The organism is Blastococcus sp. VKM Ac-2987, assembly GCF_026967805.1.
GTDB lineage: Bacteria > Actinomycetota > Actinomycetes > Mycobacteriales > Geodermatophilaceae > Blastococcus.
On the sequence record NZ_JAPVBG010000001.1, the window covers coordinates 1714217 to 1727759 of the forward strand.

Sequence of the window (13543 nt, forward strand, 5' to 3'; positions counted from 1 at the left end):
CGCCCGACGACAGCTCCGGGAGCATCGCAGTGAGGTCTGCGAGCGAGGAGCGGACCGGGGCGCGGAGTCGGGCTCATGCCGTCGCGGGCGGGACGGGCGCCGCCAGGGTCATGCCCGGCGTCAGCGCCTCGACGCCGCCGAGCCACGGGCGCAGGGCCACCGGCACGTGCACCGAGCCGTCGGCGCGCTGGTGGACCTCCAGCAGGCAGGCGATGGTGCGGGCGATGGCGCAGAGCGTGCCGTTGAGCGTGGCGGCGGTCCGCGCCTTCCCGTCGTCGTCGCGGTACCGGATGTTGAGCCGGCGGGCCTGGAAGGTCGTGCAGTCCGAGGTGCTGGTGAGCTCCCGGTAGGTGCCCTGCGTCGGGAACCACGCCTCGATGTCGTACTTGCGGGTGGCGCTGGTGCCCAGGTCTCCCGCGGCGATGTCGACGACGCGGTACGGCAGCTCGAGGGCCTGGAGGAACTCCTCCTCCCAGGCGAGCAGCCGCAGGTGCTCGGCTGCGGTGTCCTCCGGCCGGGCGAAGCTGAACATCTCCACCTTGTCGAACCAGTGCACCCGGATGATGCCGCGGGTGTCCTTGCCGTAGGACCCGGCCTCGCGGCGGAAGCAGGACGACCAGCCGGCGTAGCGCCGCGGCCCGCCGGAGAGGTCCAGCACCTCGTTCTGGTGCATCCCGGCCAGCGCGACCTCGGAGGTGCCCACGAGGTACAGGTCGTCCCGCTCGATCCGGTACACCTCCTCGTCGTGCTCGCCGAGGAAGCCGGTGCCCTCCATGGCGCTGGGCTTGACCAGCGCCGGGGCGATGACGGGGGTGAAGCCGGCCGCGACCGCCCGGGAGATCGCCAGCTGGGCGAGCGCGAACTCCAGCAGCGCCCCGGGGCCGGTGAGGAAGTAGAAGCGGGAGCCGGACACCTTCGCGCCGCGCTCCATGTCGATGGCGCCGAGCCGCTCGCCGATCTCGATGTGGTCGCGCACCGCGAAGTCGTACGCGGGCACCTCGCCGACCGTGCGCAGGGTGACCGCGTCGTCCTCGCCGCCCGGCGGCACCTCGTCGGCCACCACGTTGGGGATGCGGACGTGCACCTCGCGCAGCGTGGCGTCGGCGGCGCGCTGCGCCTCCTCGGCCTCCTTCACCTCGGCGGCCAGCGCCCTCGCCCGGTCCAGGACGGCGGGCCGCTCGTCCGGGGATGCCTTCTTGACCGCCTGGGAGGCGCTCTTCTGCTCGCCGCGCAGGTCGTCGGCCCGCTTGACCACCTCGCGCCGGGCGACGTCGGCGGCGAGCAGCGCGTCGACCAGGGACTCGTCGGCCCCCCGGCGGCGCTGGCTGGCACGGACGAGGTCGGGGTTCTCGCGCACGAGCCGGAGGTCGATCACGCCCTGATCGTAGGTGCCGGGCCGCCCGGGCCCGCGGCGCGCGCCTGCTCACCGCCGAGCAGCGCCGCCACGGCCTCGTGCACCCGCCGGCTCTCGTCCCGCAGCGCGGTCAGCGCGTCGTCCCGGCCCGGGGACGCCGCATCCGCCTCCTCGAGCTGCCGGCAGATCTCGGCCAGCCGGAGCGCGCCCATGGCGGCGCTGCTGCCCTTGAGCCGGTGGGCCAGCCGGGGGGTGCCGTTCTCGTCGTGCGGGTCGGCCGTCGTGATGTCGGCGGCCAGCAGGGCCGCCACCGTCTCGGTGAGCCCGTCGGCGTACCTGCGGTAGAGGTGCGCGAAGCCGTCCTCCCCGAGGTCGCGCAGCTCCTCCACCGTCTCGCGGTCCAGGACGTCGCCGGGCACGTCACCGGGCACGTCGCCGGCCGGGGCCACCTGCGCCGCGACGGCGATCCCGCCCGGCCGGCCGGCGGCCACCCGCTCCAGGGCGTCGCCGAGCGTCGCCATGCGGACGGGCTTGGTCAGGAACTCGTCGGCGCCGGCGGCGTGGAACGCCGTCCGGTCACTGGCCAGGACGCTGGCGGTGACGGCGACGACGACGGGCTGCGGTACGTCCAGCGCGCGGATCGCCGTCGTCGCGGCGACCCCGCCCATCACCGGCATCTGCGCGTCCATGAGGACGACGTCGTAGCTGTCCCGCCGGACCGCCTCCACCGCGAGCGCCCCGTTCTCCACGTGCACGGAGTCGTGGCCGAGCTGGCGCAGGTAGAGGCCGATCAGGTGGGCGTTGACCGCGTGGTCCTCGGCGACGAGCACCCGCAGCCGCTGCCCGGCCGGCCGGGACAGGGCCGGGACCGCACCGCTGGAGCCGTCCGCCCGGCTGCCCGCCGCCCGCTGCAGGACCGCCTGCAGGGTCTGCGCCAGCCGTTCCGGGCGCACCGGCTTGTGCAGCCGGGCGTCGAAGGTCACGGCGCCGTCGCAGGGGATGTGCGCGGCGCTGCTGAGGAGGACCAGCGGCATCGCGCCCGCCACGGGGTGCGCCCGGAGCCGCGCGGCGAGCTCCTCACCGCCCATGCCGGGCATGTGCAGGTCCAGCAGGCAGGCGTCGAAGGAGCCGTCCTCGAGCGCCGCCAGCGCCGCGGCGCCGCTGTCGACGAGGACGCAGGTGGCGCCGGTGCGGCCCAGCTGGTGCTCCAGGATGCGCAGGTTCGTGGCGTTGTCGTCCACCACCAGCAGCCGCCGCCCGGCGAGGCTGCCGCCGGGGTCGTCCTCAGGGGCCGCCGGGGCGACCGCCAGCCGGACGGCCACCGTGAAGGTCGACCCGCCGCCCTCGCGGCTGTCGACGGTGATGTCGCCGCCCATCGCCCGGGCGATCCGCTGGCTGATCGCCAGGCCGAGGCCGGTACCGCCGTAGGAGCGGGTGATCGACGCGTCGCCCTGGCTGAACGACCGGAACAGCCGGTGCCGCTGGCCGGCCGGGATCCCGATCCCGGTGTCGCTCACCGCGAGCCGGCAGGCCAGCACGCCGCCGGACTCCTCGCCGGCCAGGCTGACCACGACCTGCCCGGCGGTGGTGAACTTGACCGCGTTGCCCACGAGGTTGGTCAGGACCTGGCGCAGCCGCGCGCCGTCCCCGACGGCGCGCCACGAGCCGTCACCGGGGATGTCGACCAGCAGGTCCAGGCCCTTGCCGGCGGCCTGCGGCGCGAGCAGCTGGGCGACGTCGTAGACCAGCCCGGCGATGTCGAACGGCGCCTGCTCGAGGTCGAGCTCCCCCGCCTCGATCTTCGAGAAGTCGAGGATGTCGTTGATCAGCGCCAGCAGGCTGTCGCCGCTGTGCGAGACGGTCTCCAGGTGCCCGCGCTGCTCGTCGGTGAGCGAGGTCGTCAGCAGCAGGTCGGTCAGCCCCAGGACGGCGTTGAGCGGGGTCCGGATCTCGTGGCTCATCGTGGCGAGGAAGGCGGTCTTGGCCTGCCCGGCCCGCTCGGCCTCGTCCCGGGCGCCCATCAGCTCCCGCTCCCGCGCGGCGACCAGGTCGCTGCGCTCGCGGAGCGCGACGCCGAGGGCGTTGACGTCACCGGCGATGTCGCGCAGCTCCGCCGGGCCGGTCTCGGTGGCGCGGCTGTCCAGGTCGCCGGAGGCCAGCGACGCGAGGGTCTCCCGCACCCGCTGCGTCGGCGGCAGCAGCTGGCCGGCCAGCCGCCGGCCGGCCCGCCGCACGGCCAGCGCGACGGCGAGGGCCACGACCAGGCCGAGGACCGCACCGCCGAGCACGATGGCGCTCCGCTGGACGCCCACCTGCTCCCGGCGCTCCTCCATGAGCTCGCGGATGTGCCCCTCGACCGTCCGGTAGTGGTCGAACAGGGCCTTCTCCCGGCTCAGCAGCTCGCCGAGGGCCACGGTGTCGCCGATCGCCGGCTGGGTGGTCAGCACGGGCTCGACCCAGCCGGTGATGAACCGCTGCTGGGCCTCCTGCAGCTCCCGGACGTGCACGGCCAGACCCGGGTCCTCCCCGGCGATGCGGTCGAGCGCGGCGTCGGTGCGCCGCAGGTCGGAGACGCCCCTCCAGTAGGGCTGCAGGAAGCGCACCTCCCGGGTCACCAGGAAGCCGCGCAGGCCGGTCTCCTGGTCGAGCATCGCGATGTGCCCGTCCTGCACCGCCGCGAGCATCTCGTTGGCCCGGTCGACACGGGGCCCGAGCACGCTCACCACCGCCACGGCCAGCGCCAGCGTGGTCAGGGCCACCGTCGTCAGCGCGGCCAGCGCCACGAGCATCGGCCGGCGCAGCAGCACCCGGAGCGGTCGGGCGTCGTCGGCGTCGGTCAGGGGACGCGAGCGGAGGGGCACGCCTCAGATGTCGGCCCGGTGCGCCCGCTGCTTGAGGCGGAACGGCACCGGATCGTCCGCTCGCGGAGGCGCTTCAGTTGCCCGGCGGACGTGCCGATGCGGAGGGGGTCCCACCACCGGCGAACGGAACCCCATGACCCACGTGCTCGTCGTCGACGACGACCCCGTCATCGCCGACCTCGTCGCCTTCCGCCTCGGCCGGCTCGGGCTGCAGGTGTCGGTCGAGGCCGACGGCGAGGCCGGCCTGGCCGCCGCCCGCCAGCTCCGCCCCGACCTGGTCGTCCTGGACTGGCTGATGCCGCGCATGAACGGCCTGGAGGTCTGCCGCGCCCTGCGCACCGACGCCGACGCCGACCTGGCCCGCACGCCGGTCCTGCTCCTGACCGCCAAGGCCCAGGAGCCCGACCTCGAGCGCGGGTTCGCCGCCGGGGCGACCGACTTCGTCGCCAAGCCGTTCAGCACCCGGGAGCTGGTCAGCCGCGTCACCGCCGCCCTGCCTCCGGGCAGCATCGGCGAATGAGCCCGCCCGTCGGTCCGGCGCTCCTCGCCGGCGCCGGCGTCACCGTGCTGATCGTGGTGCTGCTGGCCACGGTCGCGACGGCGCACCTGCTCCGCGGTCGCCGCTCGGCCCGCGACGCCCGGCGCACGCGCGAGCTGATGCCCCTGGTGCACGCCCTGCTCGACGACGACCCGGCCGACGGCACCGCCGGGATCGACATCGCCGGAGCGCCGGCCGGCCTGGACGAGATCGTCCTCGACCTGCTGCCCCAGCTGCGCGGCAGCGACCGCCAGGTGCTCCGGCAGGTGCTCGCCGAGCGCGGCGTCGTCGCCCGCGCGGTCGCCGACCTCTCCGCGCGCAGGTCCTGGCGCCGCGGCCGCGCCGTCGCGCTGCTCGGCTCCGCCGCCGGTGGGCAGCACATCGCGACGATGGCCGCCCGCCTGCAGGACCGGTCACTGGAGGTGCGCTGCGCGGCCGCCCGCGCGCTCGGCAAGGCCGGCGAACCGGCCGCCGTCGCCCCCCTCCTGCGGGCCACCTCCGGCGCCCGCGCCCTGCCGCAGGGCGTCGTGGGAATGGCCCTGCTCGACCTCGGCACCTCGTCCCTCCCCGTGCTCCGCGAGGCGCTGGTCGCCGGGGACGGCCCCGCCCGGCAGCTGGTGGCCGAGCTCCTGGGCGTGCACGGCGACCTCTCCGCCGCACCGCTGCTGGAGGGGCTGCTGCGCGATACCGGCGAGGGGACCGGCGTCCGGCGGGCCGCGGCCGGCGCGCTCGGGCGCATCGGCTCCCCGACGTCGACCGAGCCGCTGGTCCGCGCGCTCAGCGGGTCCGCCGATGCCTCCCTGCAGCGCACCAGCGCCGAGGCGCTGGGCCGGATCGGGGACCCCGTCGCGACCGCTCCGCTGCTCGCCGGCCTCGCCGCGTCCGACGTCGCGGTCCGCGCCGCCTGCGCCGACGCCCTGGTGCGGCTCGGCCGGGAGGGCCGGGCCGCCCTCCAGGACGTGGCCTCCGGGCCCGGTGCCGTGGCGGACGTGGCCCGGGCCGCCCTCGACCAGCTGGGCACCACCCCGTCCCGCCCGCAGCCGGCGGGTGCCCGGTGACCGAGGTGCTGCACGACGTCGTCCTGACCGCCAGCTGGACCGTTCTGGGCTACACGCTGCTGCTCGACCTGAGCATGCTGGCCCTGGTCCTGCTCGGCGCCCGGCGGGTCGCCGAAGCGCGCCGCTGGAAGGGCGCCGAGGGCTACGGCGAGATCTTCGCCAGCCCGCTCACCCCGGCGGTGTCGCTGCTCGTCCCGGCGCACGACGAGGAGGCCGGCATCCTGGACACGCTGCAGGCCGCCCTCGGCCAGCGGTACCCCGCCCTCGAGGTGGTCCTGGTCGACGACGGGTCGACCGACCGGACGTTCGAGCTGGTGGCCGAGCGCTACCAGCTGGCCGAGATCAACCCGCGGCGCACCGCCGAGCTACCGGTGGACGGGGAGATCCTGTCCGTGCACCGGGCCACCACCGGCGACCCCCTGGTGGTCATCCGCAAGACCAGCGTCGGCCGCCGGTCCGACGCCCTCAACGCCGCCCTCAACGTCGCCCGCCACCCGCTGGTCTGCATGGTCGACGCCGACTCGCTCCTGGAGGAGGACGCGCTCCTGCGGGTGGCCCGCCCCTTCGTGGAGGACCCGGCCGACGTCATCGCCGCCGGCGGGGTGATCCGCGCGGCCAACGGTGCGCTGACCGACCGCGGGACCGTGCTGGAGCCGCGGCTGTCGCGCAACTGGCTGGTGCGCATCCAGGGCGTCGAGTACCTGCGCTCGTTCCTGCTCGGCCGCACCGGCTGGGCCGACGCGAACGCCCTGCTGATCATCTCCGGGGCGTTCGGGCTGTTCCGCCGCGACCTGCTGCTCGAGATCGGCGGGCTGGACCCGCGGTCGCTGGCCGAGGACGCCGAGCTGGTGGTGAGCCTGCTGGAGCACCAGCGGCGGGTCGGCGCACCGCACCGCGTCGTCTTCGTCCCGGAGCCGGTGTGCTGGACCGAGGTGCCCGAGACCTGGCGCGTGCTGGCCCGGCAGCGGCAGCGCTGGTCGCACGGCCTGGCGCAGCTGCTGTGGAAGCACCGCCGCATGATCGGCAATCCGCGCTTCGGGCCGATCGGCACGATGGCGCTGCCGTTCTTCCTGCTCTTCGAGCTGCTGGGACCGGTGGTGGAGATCCTCGGGCTGGCCGCGGTCGCCGTGGCCGCCGGGCTCGGGATCCTCGACCTCGGGATCGCCGCGGTGATGGTGGGCCTGGCCATGGCCGTCGGGACGCTGCTGTCCACCACCGCCGTCGCCGTCGAGGAGCTCACCTACCACCGCTACCAGCGCGGGCGGGACGTGCTGACGCTGATCGTGGCCGGCCTGGTGGAGAACGTCGGGTACCGCCAGGCGCACGCCTGGTTCCGGCTGCGCGGCCTGGTCGCGGCGCTCACCCGCCGCGATCCGGTGTGGACGGCGATGCCCCGCGTCGGGTTCGCACGCGACGACGCGCCGTCCGCCGAGCTGCTCGTCCCGGCCCCGCGGTAGGGCGCTCGGCCGCGGGACCCCCTCGGGGGAGGCGCGTCAGGGACACTGGAGCACATGCGGTTCCTGCAGCGCCCCGACCACGACCTCACCTACTCCGACGTCTTCATGGTGCCGGCGCACTCGACGGTCGGGTCCCGGCTCGAGGTCGACCTGACCACGCCCGACCGGGTGGGCACCACGATCCCGATCGTGGTCGCCAACATGACCGCGATCTCCGGCCGGCGGATGGCCGAGACCGTGGCCCGGCGCGGTGGGCTCGCCGTGCTGCCGCAGGACATCCCGATCGACGTCGTCACCGAGGTCGTGTCCTGGGTCAAGACCCGGCACCCGGTCTACGACACCCCGATCACCCTGTCCCCCACCTCCACCGTGGGCGAGGCGCTGTCGCTGCTGACCAAGCGGGCGCACGGCATCGTGGTCGTCGTCGAGGGTGGCTCGCCGGTCGGCGTCGTCACCGACGGCCAGTGCCAGGGCGTGGACCGGTTCACCCAGCTGTCCGAGGTGATGACCCGCGAGCCGCTGACCATCCCGGCCGGCACCGACCTGCCCAAGGTCTTCGACGTCCTCTCCGGCGAGCGGATCAGCGCCGCGCCCGTGGTGGAGGGCGACCGGCTGGTCGGCGTCGTCACCCGCAAGGGCGCCCTGCGCTCGGCCATCTACACGCCGGCGACCGGCCCCGACGGCGCCCTGCTCACCTCCGCCGCCGTCGGGATCAACGGCGACGTCGCGGGCAAGGCCGCCGCGCTGCTGGCCGGCGGCGTGGACGTGCTGGTGGTCGACACCGCGCACGGCCACCAGGAGAAGGCGATCGAGGCGCTGCGCGCCGTGCGCTCCGTCGCGGGCTCCGTGCCGGTCGTGGCCGGCAACGTGGTGACGGCGCAGGGCACCCGCGACCTGATCGAGGCCGGCGCCGACGTCGTCAAGGTGGGCGTGGGCCCCGGCGCCATGTGCACCACCCGGATGATGACCGGCGTCGGCCGGCCGCAGTTCTCCGCCGTCGAGGAGTGCGCCGCCGAGGCGCGCTCGCTCGGGAAGCACGTCTGGGCCGACGGCGGCGTGCGGCACCCGCGCGACATCGCGCTGGCGCTCGCGGCCGGCGCGGCGAACGTGATGGTGGGCTCCTGGTTCGCCGGCACCTACGAGAGCGCCGGGGACGTGCACGAGGACGGCGGCCGCCTCTACAAGGAGTCCTTCGGCATGGCGTCGGCGCGCGCGGTCAAGGCGCGGACGGCGGCCCAGTCGGGCTTCGAGCGGGCGCGGGCCGGCCTGTTCGAGGAGGGCATCTCGTCCTCCCGGATGTACCTGGACCCCGCCCGGCCCGGCGTCGAGGACCTGATCGACCAGATCGTGGCCGGCGTCCGGTCCTCGTGCACCTACGCGGGTGCGCGCACCGTCGACGAGCTGCACGAGCGCGCCGTCCTGGGGGTGCAGAGCTCGGCCGGCTACGAGGAGGGCCGGCCGCTGCCGACGAGCTGGTGACGCCGCTCCCCCTGCCCGTGTTCGAGGGGCTGGTCGCCGACGCCCTCGACCAGGTGCCGCCGGAGCTGATGGCGCTGCTGGACAACGTCGTCGTCCTGGTGGAGGACCGGAACCCCGAGGAGCCGGAGCTGCTCGGGCTCTACGAGGGCTACGCGCTGACCGAGCGGGGCTGGGACTACGGCGGCTCGCTGCCGGACCGCATCATGATCTACCGCGAGGCGATCTGCGACATCTGCGAGACGGCGGACGACGTGGTCGACGAGGTCACGATCACCGTCGTGCACGAGATCGCGCACCACTTCGGCATCGAGGAGGACCGCCTCCACGAGCTCGGCTGGGGCTGACGGAGCTTTCCCGCGGACACCCACCCCGGCGTTCCCCCGGAAGCCCACCGCGGGGACCCGCGGCGCGGCGTCCTGCACGCCTGCGGCGGCGGCGAGCGCGGCGGGTAGCGTGGATCGACGTGCCCGACAACTTCGCCTCCGAGTCAGCCACGGCCCGGGGCGGCGGCCTGCCGATCAAGATGCTGCACGACCGCATCCTGGTCGCGCTGCGCAAGGAGGACGGCGACCGTCGCTCCAGCGGCGGCATCCTGATCCCCGCGACCGCCCAGGTGGCGAAGCGGCTGGTGTGGGGCGAGGCCAAGGGCATCGGGCCGAGCGTGCGCCAGGTGAAGGTCGGCGACCAGGTGCTCTTCTCACCCGAGGACCAGCACGAGGTCGAGGTGCACGGCGAGGACCTGATCATCCTCCGCGAGCGCGACGTGCACGCCGTCGCCGCCGAGCGCATCGAGGAATCGACCGGCCTCTACCTGTGACCGAGTGCGCGGTCGGCCCCGCTATCACCCAGGCATAGGAGGCTTTGCCTGTGATCGGGCAGCCCAGGATGGGGGCATAGCCTCCTATGCCTCGGGGGGCTCCGTCGCGCGGGCGTGCTCGACGATCACGTCGGTCATCTCGACCAGGAACCGGCGGACGACGGCGAGCTCCTCGGGCGTGTAGCCCTCCATCGCGGCGGTGAGGTCGCGGGCGAGCCCGCCGAAGTGCTCCGCGCCGGCCGCCATCGCCGAGTCCGACATCTCCAGCACGACCCGCCGCCGGTCCTCGGCGTCGCGGGAGCGGCGTACGTGGCCGACCTTCTCCAGCCGGTCCACCAGCGCCGTCACCGATGCCGACCGCAGCTCCACCGCCTCGCCCAGCCGCCCGGCGGTGAGCGCCTCGCCGCGGCGGGCGGCGTCCATGATCGCCACCAGCGCACGGACGTCGGTGCGGTTGAGCCCGTGTGCCTGGGCGAATCTCTGCCCGACCGCATCCAGCTCCACGGTCAGCCGCCGAAGGAGGAGTGCGAGCTCCTGCCGCTCCCCAGCATCACCCACGCGCCACCTCCCCTCGCACTTCATCGCCGTCCGTCGTAATCTCTCGACGATCGAGATTATCGAGCTTCAAGGGAAATCATGCCTCGCCGCACCTCTGCCCTCCGCTGGCTGGTCCCCGCCATCATCGCCCTGGCGTGGCTGGTCCTCGCCGGCCCGCTGGGTTCGTACAGCGGCAAGCTGGCCGAGGTCTCGGAGAACGACTCCTCGGCATTCCTCCCCGACAGTGCGGAGTCGACCCGGGTCACCGAGCTCCAGCAGCAGTTCCGCACCGAACGCACGCTGCCGGTGCTCCTGCTCTGGGAGAGCGACGACGGCGCCCTCGACCCCGGCGCGCTGGCCGAGGCCCAGGCCCGGGTCGACGAGGCGGCCGCCCTCGCCGAGGACGCCGGCGCGCTCGCGGGCCGGCCGTCGCCGGTGATCCCGTCGGAGGACGGCGAGGCCGTGCAGGCGGTGCTGCCGTTCGACCCGGACCTCGGCGAGGCGCTCCCCGAGGTCATCGGCGAGCTGCGCGCCCTTCCGGGCATCGACGGCACGACGGCCTACGTGACCGGCCCGGGCGCCATCTTCTCCGACTTCGCCGAGGGCTTCTCCGGCATCGACGGGCTGCTGCTGGTCGCCGCGTTCGGCGTCGTCCTGCTGATCCTGCTGGTCGTCTACCGCAGCCCGCTGCTGCCCCTGCTGGTCATCGGCACCGCCGGCCTGGCACTGACCGTCTCGCTCGCGGTGGCGTACTTCCTGGCGGAGCAGGGCTGGATCGCGGTGAACGGCCAGAGCCAGGGCATCGCCTCGATCCTCGTCGTCGGCGCGGCCACCGACTACGGCCTGCTGCTGGTCGCCCGGTACCGCGAGGAGCTGCGGCGCGAGGAGTCGAGGTACACCGCCATGCGGGTGGCGCTGCGGCAGTCGTGGGAGCCGATCCTGGCCTCGGGCGGCACGGTGATCCTCGGCGTCCTCTGCCTGCTCTTCTCCGACCTCGGCTCCAACCGCGGGCTCGGCCCGATCTCCGCGGTCAGCATCGCCTTCGCCATGCTCGCCGCGCTCACCTTCCTGCCGGCGGTGCTGGTGCTGATCGGCCGCGCGGCGTTCTGGCCCTTCCGGCCGGAACACGGCGAGGAGCACGCCACCGGGCGGGGCTGGGAGCGGGTGTCGGCATCGGTCGGCCGCCGCCCCGGCCGGTACCTGCTCGGCAGCGCCGGGGCGCTGCTGGTCCTCGCCCTGTTCCTCCCCGCGTTCGACGCCGGCGGGATCCCGCTCTCGCAGGCCGTGCGCGGCGGCTCGGAGTCCGGCGCGGGCCAGGAGGCGCTGGCCCGCCACTACGAGGCCGGCGCCGCCAGCCCCGCGGTGATCATCACCCCCGCCGACGGCTGGCCGGACGTCGCCGACGCCGTCGCGCAGACCGACGGCGTGGCCGGCGTCGCCCCGTTCACGGGTGAGGGGCGCCCCGGGCCGGGCGGCGAGCCGGTCGTGGCCGACGGCCTGGTCCGGATCGACGCCACGCTGGCCGACGCCCCGGACAGCGAGGCGGCGCAGGACACGATCGCGGAGCTGCGGACGACGGTGCGCGACGTCGACCCCGAGGCCCTCGTCGGCGGCTCCACGGCCAGCGACCTGGACACCCAGGAGACCGCCGCCCGCGACCTGGCGGTGATCGTGCCGCTGGTGCTGCTGGTGATCACGGTCGTGCTGGCGCTGCTGCTGCGCGCGATCGTGGCCCCGCTGCTGCTGGTGCTCACCGTCGCGCTGAGCACGGCCGCGACCGTCGGCGTCAGCGGGCTGGTGTTCGACCACCTGTTCGGGTTCCCGGGCAGCGACCCGCAGATCCTGCTCATCGGGTTCGTGTTCCTCGTGGCGCTGGGGATCGACTACAACATCTTCCTGATGACCCGGGCCCGGGAGGAGTCGGTCCGGCACGGGGCGCGGGTCGGCGTGCTGCGGGCCCTGGCGGTCACCGGTGGCGTGATCACCAGCGCCGGGCTGGTGCTGGCGGCCACCTTCGGCGCGCTGACCGTGCTCCCGCTGGTCCTCCTGACCCAGCTCGGGTTCCTGGTCGGCTTCGGCGTGCTGCTCGACACGTTCGTCGTCCGGACGCTGCTGGTGCCCGCCGCCGTCCACCTGATCGGTGACCGGGTGTGGTGGCCCGGCCGGCTGGCGAAGGGGCCGACGGAGCCCGCGGCGGAGCGGGAGCTCGAGCGGGTGTAGGGCGACCGGCGTCGGGCACGCTGGCCACGTGGAGACGATGCGCGTGGCCGTCCTCGGGCCCGGCGGTGTCGGCGGGCTGCTGGCCGCCCTGCTGGCGCGGGACGGGCACGCGGTCACCTGCCTGGCCCGGCCGGTGACCGCCGCGCACCTCGACCGGCACGGCCTGGCCGTCACCAGCGACCGCTTCGGGGAGCTGGTGGCGCCGGTCCGCGGCGCCGAGCGGCTGGACGGACCGGTCGACGCCCTGCTGGTGACGACGAAGGCGACCCAACTGGACGACGCGCTCGACCGCGTGCCGGCCGACGTGCTCGGCGACGCCGTGGTGGTGCCGCTGCTCAACGGGGTCGAGCACCTCGCGGCGCTGCGCGAGCGCTACCCGGCCGCGCGGGTGATCGCCGGCACGATCCGCGTGTTCGCCTCCCGCCCCGCACCGGGCGAGATCCGGCACGAGGGCGAGCTGTGCGCCGTCCAGCTGACGCCGGGCGCCGAGCCGCTGGCCGACGCCCTGTCCGCCGCGGGCGTCGACGTCGTCGTCCGCCCGGACGAGGCCGGTCTGCTCTGGGACAAGCTGTCCTTCCTGGCCCCGATGGCGCTGCTGACGACGGCGGCGGACGCGCCCCTCGGGACGGTGCGCGACGAGCGGGGCGGGGAGCTCGCCGCGGTCATCGCCGAGGTGGCGGCGGTGGCGCGGGCGGAGGGCGCGGCCGGCGACGCGACCGCCACCCGCGAGTTCGCCTGGTCGCTGCCCGACGGGATGCGCTCGTCGATGCAGCGGGACGCCGCGGCCGGGAACGTCACCGAGCTGGAGGCGATCGGTGGCGCGGTGCTCCGGGCGGCCGACCGGCACGGCGTCGAGGTCCCGGTCACCCGGCGCCTCGTCGAGGAGCTGCGCGCCCGCCTGGGCTGAGCGCGGTCAGCCGGCGACGAGGATCCAGGTCAGCAGGGCGGTCCCCGCGGCCACCCAGACCAGCGGCACCCGGTTGGTCCACCGCGCCGCGGCGAGCCGCCCGGTCGCGAACAGCACCCAGGCGGCTCCCGTCGTCGCCAGGACCACGAACGGGTAGCCGCCCCAGGCGACGATCAGCAGCGCAGCGAACGGGGAGTTCCAGTTGGCCGCGCCCATCACGACCCCGATCGCGAGGAAGAACCACGGGGCGAGGAACAGCACGTAGACGCCCTGCAGCACACCCACCTCGACCTCGCGGGGCGTCGGCCCGAGCGG

General features: G+C 75.1%; 12 protein-coding genes. 8 read left to right on the top strand and 4 right to left on the bottom strand.

Features of this window, described 5'->3' with window-relative positions; genetic code table 11:
* Window positions 1-73 precede the first annotated feature (73 nt).
* Window positions 74-1375 (bottom strand): serine--tRNA ligase, encoded by a 1302-nt coding sequence (gene serS / locus O2W17_RS08435; protein ID WP_269191949.1) that lies wholly within the window; start codon window positions 1373-1375, stop codon window positions 74-76.
* The gene (locus O2W17_RS08440; protein ID WP_269191950.1) at window positions 1372-4215 is read right to left on the bottom strand and encodes a hybrid sensor histidine kinase/response regulator; all 2844 of its coding nucleotides are present in this window, start codon (window positions 4213-4215) and stop codon (window positions 1372-1374) included. Before O2W17_RS08440 ends, serS begins: the two co-directional genes overlap by 4 nt.
* A 133-nt stretch (window positions 4216-4348) precedes the next feature.
* Between O2W17_RS08440 and O2W17_RS08445 the strand changes: the two genes are divergently transcribed.
* From O2W17_RS08445 to O2W17_RS08470, 6 genes are all read left to right on the top strand, one after another.
* The gene (locus tag O2W17_RS08445; protein WP_269191951.1) at window positions 4349-4735 is read left to right on the top strand and encodes a response regulator transcription factor; all 387 of its coding nucleotides are present in this window, start codon (window positions 4349-4351) and stop codon (window positions 4733-4735) included.
* Complete coding sequence (locus O2W17_RS08450; protein ID WP_269191952.1) at window positions 4732-5811, top strand: HEAT repeat domain-containing protein; 1080 nt, start codon at window positions 4732-4734, stop codon at window positions 5809-5811. Before O2W17_RS08445 ends, O2W17_RS08450 begins: the two co-directional genes overlap by 4 nt.
* Window positions 5808-7268, top strand: coding sequence for a glycosyltransferase family 2 protein (locus tag O2W17_RS08455; RefSeq protein ID WP_269191953.1), 1461 nt, complete (start codon window positions 5808-5810; stop codon window positions 7266-7268). Before O2W17_RS08450 ends, O2W17_RS08455 begins: the two co-directional genes overlap by 4 nt.
* Window positions 7269-7322: 54 nt before the next feature.
* A complete protein-coding gene (locus O2W17_RS08460; RefSeq protein ID WP_269191954.1) occupies window positions 7323-8747 on the top strand; it encodes a GuaB1 family IMP dehydrogenase-related protein in 1425 nt (474 codons plus the stop codon).
* Window positions 8744-9091 (top strand): metallopeptidase family protein, encoded by a 348-nt coding sequence (locus tag O2W17_RS08465; protein ID WP_269191955.1) that lies wholly within the window; start codon window positions 8744-8746, stop codon window positions 9089-9091. Before O2W17_RS08460 ends, O2W17_RS08465 begins: the two co-directional genes overlap by 4 nt.
* Before the next feature lie 119 nt (window positions 9092-9210).
* Window positions 9211-9564: a GroES family chaperonin gene (locus O2W17_RS08470; RefSeq protein WP_269191956.1), complete on the top strand. Its 354-nt coding sequence runs from the start codon at window positions 9211-9213 to the stop codon at window positions 9562-9564.
* A gap of 84 nt (window positions 9565-9648) precedes the next feature.
* Here O2W17_RS08470 and O2W17_RS08475 read toward each other — a convergent pair whose 3' ends face one another.
* On the bottom strand, window positions 9649-10122 hold the full coding sequence (locus tag O2W17_RS08475) for a MarR family winged helix-turn-helix transcriptional regulator (protein ID WP_269191957.1): 474 nt from the start codon (window positions 10120-10122) through the stop codon (window positions 9649-9651).
* A 78-nt stretch (window positions 10123-10200) separates the two neighbouring features.
* Between O2W17_RS08475 and O2W17_RS08480 the strand changes: the two genes are divergently transcribed.
* Both O2W17_RS08480 and O2W17_RS08485 read left to right on the top strand, forming a co-directional pair.
* Window positions 10201-12321 (top strand): MMPL family transporter, encoded by a 2121-nt coding sequence (locus O2W17_RS08480; protein ID WP_269191958.1) that lies wholly within the window; start codon window positions 10201-10203, stop codon window positions 12319-12321.
* A gap of 37 nt (window positions 12322-12358) precedes the next feature.
* Entirely contained in the window at window positions 12359-13228 is an 870-nt protein-coding gene (locus tag O2W17_RS08485; RefSeq protein WP_269192057.1) for a ketopantoate reductase family protein, read from the top strand.
* A 6-nt stretch (window positions 13229-13234) separates the two neighbouring features.
* Here the strand turns inward: O2W17_RS08485 and O2W17_RS08490 are convergent, their stop codons facing one another.
* On the bottom strand, window positions 13235-13513 hold the full coding sequence (locus O2W17_RS08490) for a hypothetical protein (protein WP_269191959.1): 279 nt from the start codon (window positions 13511-13513) through the stop codon (window positions 13235-13237).
* Window positions 13514-13543 lie beyond the last annotated feature (30 nt).